The following is a 15,514-nucleotide window of genomic DNA, read 5'->3' on the forward strand; positions in this document are numbered from 1 at the left end:
CGTCCGTCACAGCCTTTCCGCGTTACCGGACCGCAGCCGGTTGCGCGTGTCCAACACGCAGTCGCTGCGTTGAGCGACCAGGTCCCAGTTGATGACGTCGTGATCGGTCAGCACGATCACCAGGTCCGCACCATCGAGCTGTTCCCGCTCGCAGCCCACCATCTCCACGTACGTAGGTACCGCGGTTGAGTCGACGAGCGGGTCTATCGCGTACAGCCGGGCACCGAGTTTGTCGAGGAGCCGAGCTACGGCGACCGCCGGAGAGTTGCGCGCGTCCCCGGAGTTCGACTTGTAGGCCAAGCCGACGAGCAGTATTCGGCTGCCGTTGACCGCCTTGCGGCGGGCGTTGAGGCATTTGGCCGCACGAGCGACGACGTGTTCAGGCATGTGGTCGTTGACGGCGTTGGCGAGGTCGACGAATCGGAACGCCTGCCCGAGCGACCGCTTCACCTGCCACGATAGATACGACGGATCGATGGGCAGGCAGTGGCCGCCGACACCGGGACCGGGCTCGAAACGCATGAACCCGAACGGCTTCGTCGCGGCGGCGTCGATCACCGACCACACATCGACCCCCAATCCGTGCGTGTAGAGCGCGAGCTCGTTGATCAGGGCGATGTTGACGTGCCGGAAGGTGTTCTCCAGCAGTTTGGCGAGCTCGGCCTCCCGCGTCCCGGGGACCGCGAACGTGCGGGAGACGAGCGAGTCGTAGAACTCCCGCACGACTCGGAGCGACTCGTCATCGACGCCCGAGACGATCTTCGGCGTGTTGTGGAACCGCCACGTCCGGTTGCTCGGGTCGATGCGTTCCGGGCTGTATCCGACGTGGAAATCCCTGCCGGCGCGGAGTCCGGAACCGGCTTCGAGGATCGGGATCAACACATCCTCGGTCGTTCCCGGGTAGGTGGTGGACTCCAGAACGACGCAGCACCCGGCAGCGAGGTGGCCCGAGATCATCCGTCCGGCCTCCTCGATGCAGCCGACGTCCGGGGCCCCGTCACGCAACGGTGTCGGCACGCAGATGACTGCGACGTCGAACCCGGCCAGCTCCTTCTGGTCGCAGGTGGCGACGTACCGGCCGGACGAGAGCGCGAGTGCGATCTGGGCGTCGCTCACGTCGTCGACGAACGTGCTGGCTCGCCCGAGCAGCTCCACCCTGTCCTTGTCGAGATCGAACCCGACGACCTCGAAACCGACCTCCACTGCTCTGATGGCGACCGGTAGTCCCACGTATCCCTGGCCCACCACCACGAGCCGTCCAAGCGATTCGTCTGGCATCTCACCCATCTCCTTTGCGATGCGATTCGGCGCCCGGCTCCGAGCACGTCGGGCGGCCCCGTCGTCGCTGCATGAATCGGGGCCGAGTTCTAACCTCGGAGAAGTTGTGCTCGGGTTTCAGACGGGGAGGGAAACCATGAGCGTCAAGATGATGATCGCGGTCGTGGGGACGACGGCGGCGCTGTTCGCAGGCGCGTGCACCGGTGGTGGGAGCGAACCCGAGGGACCGTCCCGACCAGAACGAGCTCCGGCCGCGGTTGCCGAGCCTCCGCGAGCACTGCCCCCTATCACCTGCACGCACACCGCGACCGATCCGGAGCAGGCCCGCGCTCAACTCGCTCAGGCCGCACCCGGTCAGACTCTGTGCTTCGCGGGTGATCGACTCCACGGCGCCGACTTGGAGGCGACGGCGTCGGGAACTCCGCAGCAACCCATCGTGCTGGTCGGTCGGGACGCCACCGTGGGCGCGGTCTCGGTGGACGCCGACCACGTGATCGTTGACGGCTTCACCACCGTCGACGGCGACGGCGTGACGCTCGACGGGACGGGCCTCACGGTTCGGGGAAGCGAAGTGCTGCGTGCGCACGACGACGGCATCAGCTGCCAGTGCACCAACACGGACATCACGGACAACGTCGTGCGCGAGGCGGACGGCACCGGGATCAGGATCGAGGGCGAGCGGATCTCCGTGCTGAACAACGACGTGAGCCGTTCGGTCATGCGCGAGTCGAACGATGCCGACGGGATCCGGTTCTTCGGCACCGGACATCGGATCAGCGCAAACAAGGTTCACGACATCTCCGACGACGGTTACCCCGACCCGCCGCACACCGACTGCTTCCAGACCTACGACAACTCCAGTCCGCCCACGCGCGACGTGGAGATCTCCGGGAACGCCTGCTACAACGTCGATCACCAATGCCTGATCGCCACGGCGGAGGAGGCTGGTCAGGACGGCGCTGTCGGCCGCTCCCGCTCGCTGCGGTTCGTCGGCAACACCTGTGCCGTCGAGGGGTCGCAGGCCGTTCTCGTCCGATGGTTCCCCGAGATCACGGTGCGGGACAACGAGATCTCGGGCCCGGATCTGGTCAACGGGGTGTACATCGCGGACGGTTCGACGTCCGCGACGGTCGTCGACAACAGATTCCGCGGTGACTACCCGATGGTCGAGGTGGACGAGAGTTCTCGGCCAGGCCTGCGCGTCGAGGGAAACGAACGTTTCTGATGCGGACAACCCTGAGGGCGACAACGCCCGGACGAGACCGCGCCGATGATCGCACGACATGTGCCGCTCCTAGCAGAAGTAGTGGTACAGCATGGCCCCGGCTCGCGCCGTGACCTCCTCCGGGACGGAGTCCTCGGTGAGCAGCAGCGTGATCGCGTTCAGGGTCGACCCGACCTCGATCTCCGCGGGCGAGGCCTCCCCTCGGGAACGCAGCGTCACGACGCGCGACTCGTGCGTGGAGTACTTGCGCTTGAACCGCTGCAGACCGGGCTGGTCGAGTCCGCTGATTCCCCAGTCGACCATCCGCAGCCCCTGGTGCGCCGCCCAACGGATACCGGTCCAGTACAGTGCGTCGTTCGGCCTGTCGTCGAGGAATCCGGGCAACGACGCCATGAACTTGGCGTACAGCACATCGTTCCACCGCAGGAACACAACACCCGCCACTGGCTCCGTGCCGCCGGGTAGGTACGCCAGCATCGTGGTCACGGCCTGCTCCAGGGTGAACGCCTCCCAGATCCGTTCGAAGAACTCGACCGGCTGCGCCAACATCCGGAACTTGACCTTGCGCAGCGCCACCTGCAGCCGATGGAACTGCCGCACCCCGTGAAGACCCGTATCGATTTCAACCCGAACGCCCCGTCGCTCGGACCTGGTGACGCTGCGCCGGGCAGCGGCCCCGATGCGCTCGTACAGTTCCGGCACGGGCACGTCGAGGCGACAACCGTGTCGGACCGCCTCGTCGACCACCTCGAGGCGGGTGTCCTCGAAGGGAACCGAGTCCTTCGAGCACCGCACGCTGAAGCGCTCCCCGGGTGCGAGCAGATCGTCGGTCAGCGCGTTCCAGGTCGCCGCGTCCGCCATGATCGGGTCCACCCAGTCGGAGAACGGGAGACTGCAGACCCGGTGTCCTCGGGCATCCGAGACCGGGATCCACGCCAGCCCTGAGACCGGTCTTCCCCCGGCGTCGAGCGCGAGTCTGGCCATCGGGGTGAATCCGTAGGTCGCGCTCAACGCTCGGATCCACGGCGGGGAGACGAACGGTCCTCCGGACGTGCTCAGCACCAACTCCTTCCATCGGTCGTCCCACCGCGGATCGACCCGCACAATCTCGCCGGCAGCGAGCGTCATCGCCGACCACTCCTCTCGTGGCGTGGGAGCAGGCTGAACGGGCTCGGTTCGTCAACGCGCCGAACCGACCAGGACATGCTTGCGATCAGCTCCGCTACGTCGACCGGCCCATCCCGTCGGTACGACGCCAAACCACGCCGCAGCAGCTCCTCGGCCAGCTGATCCTGATGGTCGTCGCTGGCTTCGCCGTACTCGTGCAGGCGAGAGACCAGGGCGGGCTTCAGTCCCGCTTCGAACGCCGCCATCGCCGACCCGGTACCGGCATGACTGATCACGATGTCCGACACCGACAGGGCGTGGTCCAGATCGGGCCCCGACAGGTACTGGACCCCGTCGATCGGCAACCCGTCGACCGGCGTGGAACCCGTCTGCCACAGCACCTCCACGGTCCGCCCCGTGGTGGTGCTCAGCGCACCCTGCGGCGCGAGCAGCTGCACGAGCTGGGCGAGCATGCGTCTGAACGGGAAGGCCGACGTTCCCACGGTGACCAGGACCCGGATCGGACCGCGGCGATCGCGGTGCGCCGGTACCGGTGCGTAGCAGTCGAACTGGCTGCCCCCGTAGTGCCAGTGACGCGATGCCCATCCGGGGTACTGGGTGTAGCAGCGCACACCGGGTACCCACCGCATGAGCCGCCCGGTGAGCGAGGGACCCGTGACTCTGGCTGCGCTCTCGACGTAGTGGCACTCGACACCGCGCGCCGCCAGGTACGGGAGGAACCCCAGCGCTATTCCCGAACCCGTTGAGATGGCCCGCGTCACCTCCCGGTCCCGCCAAATCCGGTGGGCGATCGGCAGACACCGCAGCACACCCGCAACACTGCGGCCCGGGACGACGTGGGTGAACTCCGCATCCCGGTGTGTCAGCAACGAGCGGCCCTGCGTGGAGTCGGGGGTCACCCACAGCGCGGTGCCGGCGGGGGGAACGCGCTGTGCCAGCCTGTCCAGCTGGGCGAGGTGACCCCCTGTCGTCGCCACGAACAGCGTGGTCATCGCGAACCACCTCCGCGCAGCATCGAAGGCACCGTTCTGGCGAGGATCACGAGATCGCTCCAGAAGCAGCGCTGCCGGACGTAGGCGAGATCCAACTGCAACATCTCGAGAGTCCCCATCGTGCTCCGGCCGTTGACCTGCCAAAGCCCGGTCATGCCGGGCCGGACGGTGAACCGCTCTGCGTAGGCCGCGGGGAACATCGCCGCTTCCCACTCCAGACAAGGCCTCGGACCGACCAGCGCCATGTCTCCGCGGACCACGTTGATCAGCTGGGGGAGTTCGTCGAGGCTGGTCCTGCGCAGCCACGAGCCGAAGCGGGTGATCCTCGGATCGGTGTCGAGCTTGCAGCTGCCATCGATCAAGGTGTCTTCACCCCGCAGCTCACGAGCGATGAGCTCCCGGTGCGCGGCGTCGCTGCCGCCGACGCGCATAGTGCGGAACTTGTAGAGGGTGAACGGTTCTCCCGCGAGACCGACGCGGCGCTGCCGCAGCAGGGCAGGGCCGGGACCCGTCAGCCGTACGAGCGCGCCGATGACAAGCATCGGTATCGCGAGCAATCCCAGCGCCACGATTGCCAGGACGACGCCGGCCCACAGAGGAGGGTCGAGTGGCCGTCGGACTGGTAGGTCACGATCGATCACGGGTACACCTCCCCGAAACGACTGCGAGGAGCACGAACAGCAGGTCGCCAGACCCCCGCAGGACCAGGTGAATGTCGATGATCGAGAGCACGAGGATCACCCACCACGTGATCTCGAGGGTCGTCGCGTAGGCGCCAGTGGCGTCCTGACGCGTCCTCAACCGCGATGTCGCGGTCAGAACCGACACCGAAAGCCACCCGAATGCCACGAGAAGCGGCAGACCGCCCACCCACAGGAACTGCAGGTAACCGCTCTCGAGGTAGATCAGCTCACGCCAGGTTTCCGGAGCGACGAGCACTGAATCCGGCGAGACGCCGAGAAAGAAGCCGAACTCGTCGAGCCGGGGCACGTAGAAGTGGGTGATGTTGTCCCAGCGTCCCAACCAGCTGCGCGGGACGGTGAAGCCCTCCGAAAAGTCCGACATCCGGCCGAGGAACGCGGGCGCGCCGACCAGCACGGCGACCCCCACCACCGGCAGGAATCTCACGGCGCTCCTCCGCAGCTGCGGGATCCTCCGAAGGATCACCACCACCGCGACCGCGGCCGCGATCCACGTGGAGAACTGCCCGGCCGCCAGCACTCCTGCTCCGAGGACGAAGCCGGTGACGAGTGCTTCCCGCCTGGCGAACAGACCGCGCAGCGAGCAACAGATCACCAGGCTCAAGCACATGATGACGTAGTCACCGGTGGCAATCGACGAACCGAGTGTCGTCGTCCCCCGGGACGAGAGCCCACCGCTGTCCGTGGACCACCACCCGGCGAGCAGGTCCAGCACGGGACCGACGTTGAGCGTCTGCAGGATCGCCACCACGGCGACGACGGCACCCGGCCAGACGATCAAGCGTGCGCATCGGAGCAGCTGTGCATCGGTTCGCACGGTCATGCGCACCAGGACGAACAACGCCGCGAGCTTGCACATCGGCAGGACGGCCGCAAAATCCGAGCCCAGCGGTGTCTGCCCGCGAAGCATCATGGAGGCGATCGGCCACACCGTGGCCAGCAGCACGAGGCCGGCCAGCGGCATGTCCATCGGACGCAGCCGCAACCGCACGGCGTCACCGCGCAGGTATCTCAGGACTCCGCCGAAGCAAGCGCCTGCCAGCAGCACGGCCAGCAGAGCTTCGTTCGGACGCGCCATCGGCACCAACGCGCCGCGTTCGATCCCGGCCAGGAACGGCAACGTGACGAGGTAGATGTAAGGAGCGAACACCGGGCGGTAGGCGCAGACGGCGAAGAGCCCGACGATCCCGAGCGTCGCGAACACGAGCAACCCGCCCACGATCGACAACGCCCCGAACACGACCGCCGTGACCGCGGCCAACGCGACCAGCCGACCGTCGCCGCCGACACGCGCTCGCGGTGTTCTGTCGCGGACCAACGAGATCACGTCGCACCTCCCGACAGGTGGAGCAACCTGGCACGCGCAGCTCCGGTGAAAGCGGCCAATGACAGCAGTCCACACGCAACGAGCACGCCGAATTCTGCGGCGGTGCCGAGTTCGTTGGTATCCAGCAGCCACCAGCCGACCCCGACGACGGGCAGCATCGCTGCCGTAGCAATGACGGCGACCGCGATGTGCGCCGGATCGGCGAACTTCTCGGGCCGGATGGCGTGCCACAGCCGAACGAGCGTGATCACCGCCCCCGCGAGCTCCCCGAGCAGCAACGCGACGCACAGGATGACCAGGCGCATTGTTCCGGGCGTGACCAACAGCGCCAACGCAGCGATCGTCACAGTCATGATCAACAATGCCAGGCTCGCGTTCCTCGGTCCGGCGACATCGATGCGTGCGAACAATCCCTGGCGTCCGATCTGGTGCATCCCGGCCGCAAGCTGGGCCACCGCGACGACGGTGATGCACGCCGCGAACCGGGCTATCACGTCGGGCGACCGCATCTCGCCGCTGGCGAGCACGTGGGCCACTGACTCACCGAGCACCAGGAGCAGCACCGCCGCGGGCAAACCGGTCACGGTGGCATATGTCAGTGCCTGACGCCACGATGCGGCGAAGGCGGCGCGGTCGCCACGTTCGTAGCTGCCCGACATGTCGGGCAGCACGGCTATCGAGACGGCACGAGCCCCCAACGCGATCGGGAACTGGAAGATGGCGTACGCGAGCTGGACGACGACCACACCTCCGGGAACCGTCGCCGCGACGATGAGCAGCGCGTACATCCCGATCATCGGTGCGGCGGGTACCGCGAGGGAACCACGGAGACGCCGCGCGACCCGCAACGCGCCGGGTTCGCGCCACCACCTGCGAAACGGCCGGACCGCCAGGCCGCACCGTGCTGCACCGTACAGCTGCAGTCCCGTGTGGACGACGACGGCGGCTGTGCTGCCCACCCCCAGCGTCAGGAGGAAACCGTGCGGGACACCACCGACCTCATGACCTGTACCCCACGTGACACCGGCGACAACAACGATCACGATCAGGATGACGTTCTCCACCGCCGGCGCGGCGGCGGCGAGGACGAACCGCTCCTGAGCTTGCTGGGCGGCAGCCGCTAGGGCGGCCAGTGTGTACAGCATGACCTGCGGGCTGACCAGGAGGATCAGCAGCACTGCGATGCGCTGAGCCTGCTGCCCGACGACGGGGTCGTCGATGCCGAAGGTCAGTGACCACGCCAACAGAGGAGAGGCGAGGATCAGGAGCGCGGTCACCGCTCCGGCCGCCGTGAGCAGACACGCTCCCACACCACCGAGCAGTTCCGCGGCATGCCCGCGCGGCCCGCGCGGCCCGCGCGACGAGGCGCTCACGACGGCCGGCACGACCACGAGCCCGAGTGCCTGTCCTGCCACGGCCGAGAAGACGATGTTGGGAACGACGTTGGTGGCGATGAACGTGTTCGCGAAGAAGGTCGGCCCGAGCACCGCCCCTATCACGACCACGCGGCCCAGCCCGGTCGCCCGACTGATCAACGTCCAGCTCGCGACGACGGCCGAACGACGTGCCGCCACGGTGACGAATGGCCCAAGAGGGCGAGAGCGCAACACTACTCGGCCCCGCTCATCCTCGAGCGCCTGTGAACGAGCACCACGACCGTCAACGTCGCGACAACGAAGGCCGCGAGCGCGCCGGAGGCGACCGCGAAGCCGGGCCGTGGGCTTACCGGGTCATGCACGCCGTACGGAGGAACGACGACCTCGGTACGGGGCGCGTCCATACCTGCGACCGTGAGCTCGTCGAGCTGCCGCCGCAGGTTCTGCTCCCGATCACTAAGACTCTGCACCTGGGCCTCGGCAGACGCCAGTTCCGAGGTCCCGATCGCGCCGTAGGCCTGTCGAGCGCGCTGGCGTTCCAGCTCCGTGCGGGCCTTGGCGAGTCCGTCCTGCACCTGGCTCAGCTGCGTGTTCAGGTAGTCCGTCGCCCCGCTGCCATCTTGGGTCAGCACGACCTGCCGATAGCGGTCGAGGATGCTGCGAGTCAGGTTCTGCGCGGTGTCACGATCCCCTGCCCGGGCCTCCACCTGGATGATCTCGCTGCTGTCCAGCAGTGAGATGGTGACCTGCTTCTCGAGTTGCTCGACGGGGACACCATTGGCGATGGCGACCGGCGCGAGCACCTGCCTGCTGCGGAGGGTGACCAGCTGGGTGGTCAGGCTGCGGTCCTCTCGCAGGAAGCCCGTCGGCTTCTCCGTGCTGATCTCGTAGAGGATCTCCGCGCGGGCCGCGTACTCCTTCGGCGACAGCAGGGCACCGACATATCCGGCGGCTGCGCCGAGCAGCACTATCGCAAGAACCAACGAGAACAGGCGACGAGGGGCGATCAGGCGAAAGATGCTGTGCGCGGCGGTGTCGCGGTCCCGGGTTGGTACCCGTGTCGGGCCCGCCCCCCAGGGCTCGTAACGATGCCAGCGTTCGATGGACGACTGGTTCGCATTCCCGTCCGGTTCGGCCCGCGGCTGTCCTTGATCGGATCCGGTGTTGGTCATGAGGTGACACCTCGCAATACATCACAGATTCGTGCGACGTCGGCTTCACCCAACGTCGGTGAGATCGGCAGGGAAAGAATCTGCCGGGCGGCCGTCTCGACCGTCGGCAAGCGCTCGCGAAACGCGGAGAAAGCGGGCTGCAGGTGGCAGGGAACCGGGTAGTGCACGCCCCACCCGATCGCAGCGGAGTTCAGTGCGGACACGGCGCGCTCCCGTTGTGCGGTCCGCACGACGGCCAGGTGGTGCGCGGACTGCGCCGCGGGTGATACGGCGACCGGGACGTAGGAGGATGGCAGCAGCGCCGCGTAGGCCTCCATCAACGCCGAGCGTCGTCGGTTCTCGTCATCCAGTTTCGGCAGTTTGGCCGACAGTGCTGCCGCCTGGATGCTGTCGAGTCGGCTGTTGCGGCCACGTTCGCGGTGCACATGACGGTTCGTCGGTGAGCAGCCGTGGTTCCCGAGCCGACGCACTCTGTCAGCGATCGAACGATCCTGCGTAACAACGGCTCCCGCGTCTCCGAGCGCTCCGAGGTTCTTGCCCGGGTAGAAGCTGAAGGCCGCTGCTGTGCCGACGCTCCCTGCCCGGTGGCCGGCGTACCGGGCGCCGTGCGCTTGTGCGGCATCTTCGAGCAGCGCAAGCCCGTGCCTTCGGGCCACGGCCGCTACGCGGGGCACGTCGATCATCTGACCGAAGAGGTGCACCCCGACGATCGCTGCTGTCCGCGAGTTCACTGCCGCGTCCGCCGCAGCGGGATCGATGAGCAGCGTTCCGGGATCGACGTCAACGAACCGCGGTCGGGCACCTGCCGAGCAGACCGCCTCGGCCGTGGCGGCGAAGGTGTTGGCCGGGACGATCACCTCGTCACCGGCCCCGATCGACAGCGCGGTCAGGATCAGTTGCAGCGCGTCGGTCCCGTTGCCGACACCGACACACGCGGAGGCCTCGCAGTAGCTCGCGAACTGTTCTTCGAACAGCTCGACCTCCGGTCCGCCCACGAATCGCCCGTGCTGCAACACAGACTTCCACGCGATGTCGAGCTCCTCACGAACATCCGAGTTGACGCCGGCGACATCCAGGAAGCGAATCAAGTCGTTCATGATGGTGTCCCAGTGAATTTGGTGTGCGCGAACGTGACCTGTCGGCCGTCGACGACGCCATGCTCGTCGTGAACCGGGACTTCGCGCCCACTCTTGCGGGCCACATCGGAGGCGCTGAGTACCCGGACCACGTCGAGTCCGCTCGCTCCTGGTGTTAGCGGCCGCGCGCCTGTGCGTACGCAGTCGAGGAAGTGAGTGTCCTGAACCCAGAGCGGCTCCCGGAGCACGACGTGCGGTGAAACGATGTCGCCCGTGCGGTAGGTGACCGGCATCGCCGGCGTGTCCACCGGCTCGCCGGGATCGTTGGAATCCACCCCGATGTCATAGATCCGGATCCGGTCCTCGTCGAGCAGGTCGTCGTAGACAGCCATCTTGCGGTCGCCGACGACGGTCACGCGCCGGACCTTCTGCGGGTTCAGCCAGCTCACGTGCACGAAGGCCGGAACAAGGGACCGCTCGAGCTGCAGACGCAAGTACGCGACGTCGGCATGTCGCGCGCCGAGGCTGCGATGTGCCCAGGCCGCAACCGAAACGGGCCGTTCCCCCATGAGGAACGAGATGATCGACAGATCGTGCGGAGCCAGATCCCAGATCACATCGACATCGTTTTGATAGATTCCTAGATTGAGCCGAGCTGTATCTATGTAGAGAACTCGTCCGAGCTCACCAGAATTGATCACCTCTCGCAGCTTCCACACCGCCGCGTTGTACTCGAAGGTATGGCCGACCATCAGCCGGGCACCGTGCTCGGCCGCGGTGTCGATGAGCGACCTCGCCACCGATGTGGACGTCGCCAGCGGCTTCTCGACCAGGACGGGTTTGCCCAAGCGCAGTGCGCGATGTGCGATGTCACCGTGCGTCCTAGGTGGAGTGGCGACCACGACGCCGTCGACGAAGTCGAGCACCTCGGCGAGATTTCCCGTGATGTCCGCATTGGGGCAACCGCGCTGGGCCTCTGCCCTGCGCTCCGGATCATTGTCGACCACGACGAGGTCGACTCCCGGAACGCTGCTCAACACGCGTGCGTGCTTGGCACCCCAGTACCCATACCCGACTACGGCCAAGCGCGTGTGTTGATGACTCATCCCGCCCCCATTCGAGTCGGTACTGCAACTCATTTCACGTGTCCTTCGACAGGTTGTGATAGCGCTACCGAAGCGTGGAACAGGTTGGTGCGTCGTCCTAGTGTCAAAAGTCCCTGCGGCTCCCCACAACGGACGGGCAGGCGGACACAACCAGCGCCCGCTGAGGAAACGTCGGGGCTGCCCGGGCTTTGGTTGACGGGGCCTGAGGGCCGCAGCCGTACCGACACGCGGAATGGGGGACGTAAGCGATTGAAAGGTGTGGCGACAGCGGGGAAACGGAGCAAAATCGTTCTCTTGTGTTCAAGATCTGGCGGCCCGCTGTGCGCGGTGCGGCCCGCAACCAGGCGGCGAAGTCGACGCCGTACGTCCGGCCGTGGCCGTGGCCGTGACCGGGCGCGTCGAGGGACGTCGTCGTGTGGAGCTGGGTTGGCGGATGTGATCGTGTACTACCGCTCAGTGCCGCTGGTCGCGACCGGCTTTCCGGATGCGTTTGATCTCGTCGGCGTCGTAGAGGTTCGCCAGCGCGCCGCGACCGGCAGGTCGCCGCGCAACCGGACTGATCCTGTGCCGGGCTAGCCAAGCGTTCACCGATCCGACCCGGATTCCCAAATAGGCGGCGATGTCGTGACGATCCCACTGTTGCTGATTCATGGGACCTCCTTGTGCGGGTCCGATCACGAACTCATTTCCTCGATTGTTCACTCCCCGCTTCCCTCGGGGAGGGGGAGGAAGTCCTGGCTCGGGCCTTTGGCCCCTGGTATGTGGCACCACGTTGGTGCACTCTTCCGGCAGGCCCTGTCGGGGCCGCCATCATCGGCGGTCCTCAGCGTTGAACGAAGCGCCGGTAGAGCTGCCCAGTGCCGGCCCTGGTGGCGCTGAAGGCAGTGTGCTCGCAAACCCGATGCACGAGAGCAGAGGGATCCGCAATCATGAGTGCAGCGAAAATGACTGGGACACGGGCGAGTTCAGCAGCACGACTCGTGGAGGAGTCGGAGTTGGTTCACGCTGTGGTCGTGGGTTCGGGTGAAGTCGTTCTGCGGAACGCATTGTCACTCGTTGAATCTGGAGGCGTGGGGACCGGTGTGAACATCGATGAGAACAGGCGGCTGGTGCGCAAGACCAGGGAGCAGAGCCGGCCACGCCTGAACATGCGCGATTCGAGCGCGCGCTCGCTCGTGGCCGGTTGGAGCTGACCTCTCACGTCGCGGCGATCAGCGACGCGATGTTCGTGGTGATTGCAGTGCCCATGCCAGCGGGCGGCGAGGACGTTCACGTCGCTTTCAGTCCGGAACATGTCGATCCCGGCGTGAGCGGGGAAGGACGGTACGCGACCCCGCGCGTGGTGGGTGGGGTGACCGAGGAGTGCGGTCGCCGGGCCGAGGCGGTGATGAACGCCGCGATGGGTTCGATCGCGGCCCGGCCGCGTCGGGTCGTGGACCGCGCCAGGCAGCTGCTCGCCGATCGCGGCAAGCGCGTCACGGGAGCTCAGGTCCTGGTCCTGGGCGTGGCCTACAAACCTGGCGTCGCCGACGTTCGCGAATCCCCGGCCCTGGAGATCATGACCGAACTGGCGGGCCTCGGAGTCGACGTCACCTACGCCGATCCGCACGTTCCCACCGTCCGCCTGGGTGAAACCGCGTTGCAGTCGAGTGACCAGGTGGAGTCCCAGGAGTGGGACCTGGTCATCGTGCACACCGTGCACCCCGGGCAGGATCCGTCCTGGTTGGGCGGCCAGAACGCGGTCCTGGACACCACCTACCGGCTCGGCCCAGAGCTGCGCTGCGCCCGCCTGTAGAACCACCCGACCTGCGGCGTCCTGGGATGCGGACACGGTCGCCGAGGTGGGAGTGCGGGACCATGCTGGAGCGACTGAACGCCATCTCCCGAGGAGGACGAGATGAGCCATGCCGCGGTCGATCCGACCTTCTACCGCTGTCCCGCCGACGCGATCGCCGCACCACCGGAGAAGCTGGCCTACGTGGTCACCTTCGACCGCGCGGCCGAACAACCCGATGCCCTCGCCGTCATCGACACCGACCCGGGATCGGCCCAGCAAGGGCAGATCGTCGGATGGGCGGAGCTGCCGACCAAGGGTGACGAGCTCCACCACTTCGGCTGGAACGCCTGCAGCAGCGCCTTCGCCCACGCCGGTCACCACACCGACGGCCTGCAACGCCGGTACCTGCTGCTGCCCGGCCTGCGCTCCTCGAACCTGCACGTCTACGACACCCACCCGGACCCGAAGCAGCCGCGCCTGATCCGCACCATCACCGCCGACGAGCTCGCCGACCGCGCCGGGTACTCGCGTCCGCACACGCTGCACTGCGGACCGGACGGCATCTACCTGTCCTGCCTGGGCTCCGCCGACGGTGACGGGGGACCGGGCGGGATCGCGGTGCTCGACCACGACACCTTCGAGGTCGTGCGGGCGTGGGAGACCGACCGTGGCCCGCAGCGACTCGCCTACGACGCCTGGTGGCACCTCAACCAGAACACGCTGATCACCAGCGAGTGGGGCACGCCCTCGATGGTCGAGGACGGCGTGGTGCCCGAACTGCTGCTCGCCAACGAGTACGGCCACGCCCTGCACTTCTGGGACCTCGCCGAGGGCAAGCACCTGCAGCGGGTGGACCTCGGCGCCGAGCAGCAGATGGTGCTGGAGCTGCGGCCCTCGCACGACCCGAACGCCACCTGGGGCTTCGCCGGCGTGGTGATCAGCACCGAAGACCTGTCCGCCTCGGTGTGGCGCTGGCGGCGCGACGGCGATCAGTGGACGGCGGACAAGGTCATCACCATCCCCGCCGAACCCGCCGACGCCGAACTCCTACCCCCCGCGCTCAAGCCCTTCGGCGCCGTTCCGCCGCTGGTCACCGACATCAACCTCTCCGTCGACGACCGCTTCCTCTACGTCTCGTGCTGGGGGACCGGCGAGCTCAAGCAGTACGACGTCAGCGACCCCGCGGCGCCTCGCGAAGCCGGGTCGGTGCGTCTCGGCGGGATCGTCGGCCGGGTCCCGCACCCGTCGGCGCCCGACCGGCCGCTGGCGGGCGGACCGCAGATGGTCGAGGTCAGCCGGGACGGGGCGCGGATCTACCTGACCAACTCGCTCTACGGGTCGTGGGACGACCAGTTCTACCCCGACGGCGTCGGCGCGTGGATGGCCAAGCTCACCACCGACCCGCACCGCGGCGGCCTGACGGTCGAGGAGGAGTTCTTCCCCCACGGCGAGGACTTCCGAGGTCGTCGAGCCCACCAGGTCCGGCTCCAAGGTGGCGACGCTTCCTCGGACTCCTACTGCTACGCGGGGTTCTGAAACGCGACGAGGGGCCGTGAGCAGCGCTCACGGCCCCTCGAACGAGTGATGACTGTCAGCGACCGCGGGTCGACGGGCGGGCCGACGGGGTCGCCGAGACGTCGCGGATCTCGTGGCTGCCGTCCGCGCGGCCGATCACGACCTCCGCGGCGATGCCGGTGAACAGGCCGTTCTCCACCACGCCGGGGATCCAGTTGAGCTGCGAGTCCAGCGCGATCGGGTCCTTGATCGCCTCGATGTGGGCGTCGACGATGAAGTTGCCGCTGTCGGTGACCAGCGGGCCGCCGTCCTTCTCGCGGCGGGTCAGCTTCACGCCGGGCTGGCCCAGCTCGTCGAGCAGCGCGCTGATGGCGCGCTCGGTGGCCTGCCACTCGTACTGCACGACCTCGATGGGCAGCGGGAACTTGCCGAGCTGGTCGACGACCTTGCCCTCGTCGACCACGCACACCATCTTGTTCGAGGTGTCGGCGATGATGCGCTCCCACAGCAGGCAGGCGCCGCCGCCCTTGATCATGTGGCCTGCGGGGTCGATCTCGTCGGCGCCGTCGACGGTGAGGTCCAGCCGGCCGACCTCGGCGAGCGTGGTCAGCGGCACGCCGACCTCGAGCGCCAGGTCACGAGTGCCGGTCGAGGTGGGCACGCCCACCACGGTGAGGCCGTTCGACACGGCTTCGCCCAGCGCGCGGACGAACCAGTGCGAGGTCGTGCCCGAGCCCAGGCCGAGCTTCATGCCGTCGCGGATGTAGGCGTCGATGACGGCCGTACCCGCGGCCCACTTCGCGCGGTCCTGCTCGTTACTCGGTTGCATCGGTCGTAAGTC

At 67.4% G+C, this 15,514-nt stretch carries 14 protein-coding genes; 3 read left to right on the forward strand and 11 right to left on the reverse strand.

The genetic code is table 11. The annotated features are described in order from the left end of the window. Positions 1 to 6: 6 nt before the first annotated feature. Complete coding sequence (locus tag E1202_RS15020; RefSeq protein WP_132683692.1) at positions 7 to 1,278, reverse strand: nucleotide sugar dehydrogenase; 1,272 nt, start codon at positions 1,276 to 1,278, stop codon at positions 7 to 9. Between the two features lie 136 nt (positions 1,279 to 1,414). Between E1202_RS15020 and E1202_RS15025 the strand changes: the two genes are divergently transcribed. Next, positions 1,415 to 2,503, forward strand: coding sequence for a right-handed parallel beta-helix repeat-containing protein (locus E1202_RS15025; RefSeq protein ID WP_165943866.1), 1,089 nt, complete (start codon positions 1,415 to 1,417; stop codon positions 2,501 to 2,503). Between the two features lie 69 nt (positions 2,504 to 2,572). Here the strand turns inward: E1202_RS15025 and E1202_RS15030 are convergent, their stop codons facing one another. The 9 genes from E1202_RS15030 to E1202_RS15070 all read right to left on the reverse strand — a co-directional run bounded on the left by E1202_RS15030 (position 2,573) and on the right by E1202_RS15070 (position 12,032). Continuing rightward, positions 2,573 to 3,631: a GNAT family N-acetyltransferase gene (locus E1202_RS15030; protein ID WP_132683696.1), complete on the reverse strand. Its 1,059-nt coding sequence runs from the start codon at positions 3,629 to 3,631 to the stop codon at positions 2,573 to 2,575. Beyond that, entirely contained in the window at positions 3,628 to 4,623 is a 996-nt protein-coding gene (locus tag E1202_RS15035) for a glycosyltransferase (protein WP_132683698.1), read from the reverse strand. The genes E1202_RS15030 and E1202_RS15035 overlap by 4 nt, the downstream gene beginning before the upstream one ends. Beyond that, positions 4,620 to 5,264 (reverse strand): sugar transferase, encoded by a 645-nt coding sequence (locus E1202_RS15040; protein WP_268952325.1) that lies wholly within the window; start codon positions 5,262 to 5,264, stop codon positions 4,620 to 4,622. The genes E1202_RS15035 and E1202_RS15040 overlap by 4 nt, the downstream gene beginning before the upstream one ends. Further along, on the reverse strand, positions 5,251 to 6,651 hold the full coding sequence (locus tag E1202_RS15045; protein ID WP_132683700.1) for a hypothetical protein: 1,401 nt from the start codon (positions 6,649 to 6,651) through the stop codon (positions 5,251 to 5,253). The genes E1202_RS15040 and E1202_RS15045 overlap by 14 nt, the downstream gene beginning before the upstream one ends. Beyond that, a complete protein-coding gene (locus E1202_RS15050; RefSeq protein WP_165943867.1) occupies positions 6,648 to 8,225 on the reverse strand; it encodes a lipid II flippase MurJ in 1,578 nt (525 codons plus the stop codon). The genes E1202_RS15045 and E1202_RS15050 overlap by 4 nt, the downstream gene beginning before the upstream one ends. A 35-nt stretch (positions 8,226 to 8,260) precedes the next feature. Further along, complete coding sequence (locus E1202_RS15055) at positions 8,261 to 9,199, reverse strand: GumC domain-containing protein (RefSeq protein ID WP_132683704.1); 939 nt, start codon at positions 9,197 to 9,199, stop codon at positions 8,261 to 8,263. Further along, positions 9,196 to 10,296 (reverse strand): DegT/DnrJ/EryC1/StrS family aminotransferase, encoded by a 1,101-nt coding sequence (locus E1202_RS15060; RefSeq protein ID WP_132683705.1) that lies wholly within the window; start codon positions 10,294 to 10,296, stop codon positions 9,196 to 9,198. The genes E1202_RS15055 and E1202_RS15060 overlap by 4 nt, the downstream gene beginning before the upstream one ends. After that, a complete protein-coding gene (locus E1202_RS15065) occupies positions 10,293 to 11,414 on the reverse strand; it encodes a Gfo/Idh/MocA family protein (protein ID WP_328590986.1) in 1,122 nt (373 codons plus the stop codon). The genes E1202_RS15060 and E1202_RS15065 overlap by 4 nt, the downstream gene beginning before the upstream one ends. Before the next feature lie 420 nt (positions 11,415 to 11,834). Next, entirely contained in the window at positions 11,835 to 12,032 is a 198-nt protein-coding gene (locus E1202_RS15070; RefSeq protein WP_132683709.1) for a hypothetical protein, read from the reverse strand. Positions 12,033 to 12,687: 655 nt separating this feature from the next. On the opposite strand from E1202_RS15070, the gene E1202_RS15075 reads away from it, so the two are divergent. Both E1202_RS15075 and E1202_RS15080 read left to right on the forward strand, forming a co-directional pair. After that, the gene (locus E1202_RS15075) at positions 12,688 to 13,176 is read left to right on the forward strand and encodes a UDP binding domain-containing protein (RefSeq protein WP_207918643.1); all 489 of its coding nucleotides are present in this window, start codon (positions 12,688 to 12,690) and stop codon (positions 13,174 to 13,176) included. 102 nt (positions 13,177 to 13,278) lie between these two features. Next, entirely contained in the window at positions 13,279 to 14,694 is a 1,416-nt protein-coding gene (locus E1202_RS15080; protein WP_132683711.1) for a selenium-binding protein SBP56-related protein, read from the forward strand. Between the two features lie 55 nt (positions 14,695 to 14,749). On the opposite strand, the gene rpiA is transcribed toward E1202_RS15080, so the two are convergent. Beyond that, positions 14,750 to 15,502, reverse strand: coding sequence for a ribose-5-phosphate isomerase RpiA (gene rpiA / locus E1202_RS15085; RefSeq protein WP_132683713.1), 753 nt, complete (start codon positions 15,500 to 15,502; stop codon positions 14,750 to 14,752). Positions 15,503 to 15,514: the final 12 nt, after the last annotated feature.

It is taken from the genome of Saccharopolyspora karakumensis, assembly GCF_004349225.1.
In the GTDB taxonomy this organism is placed as follows: Bacteria; Actinomycetota; Actinomycetes; order Mycobacteriales; family Pseudonocardiaceae; genus Saccharopolyspora; species Saccharopolyspora endophytica.

Bases quoted from the DNA above. Each gene is read 5' to 3' on its own strand.
- E1202_RS15020 (WP_132683692.1), bottom strand. From the start codon at position 1,278: ATGCCAGACGAATCGCTTGGACGGCTCGTGGTGGTGGGCCAGGGATAC.
- E1202_RS15025 (WP_165943866.1), top strand. From the start codon at position 1,415: ATGAGCGTCAAGATGATGATCGCGGTCGTGGGGACGACGGCGGCGCTG.
- E1202_RS15030 (WP_132683696.1), bottom strand. From the start codon at position 3,631: ATGACGCTCGCTGCCGGCGAGATTGTGCGGGTCGATCCGCGGTGGGAC.
- E1202_RS15035 (WP_132683698.1), bottom strand. From the start codon at position 4,623: ATGACCACGCTGTTCGTGGCGACGACAGGGGGTCACCTCGCCCAGCTG.
- E1202_RS15055 (WP_132683704.1), bottom strand. From the start codon at position 9,199: ATGACCAACACCGGATCCGATCAAGGACAGCCGCGGGCCGAACCGGAC.
- E1202_RS15060 (WP_132683705.1), bottom strand. From the start codon at position 10,296: ATGAACGACTTGATTCGCTTCCTGGATGTCGCCGGCGTCAACTCGGAT.
- E1202_RS15065 (WP_328590986.1), bottom strand. From the start codon at position 11,414: ATGAGTTGCAGTACCGACTCGAATGGGGGCGGGATGAGTCATCAACAC.
- E1202_RS15070 (WP_132683709.1), bottom strand. From the start codon at position 12,032: ATGAATCAGCAACAGTGGGATCGTCACGACATCGCCGCCTATTTGGGA.
- E1202_RS15080 (WP_132683711.1), top strand. From the start codon at position 13,279: ATGAGCCATGCCGCGGTCGATCCGACCTTCTACCGCTGTCCCGCCGAC.
- rpiA (WP_132683713.1), bottom strand. From the start codon at position 15,502: ATGCAACCGAGTAACGAGCAGGACCGCGCGAAGTGGGCCGCGGGTACG.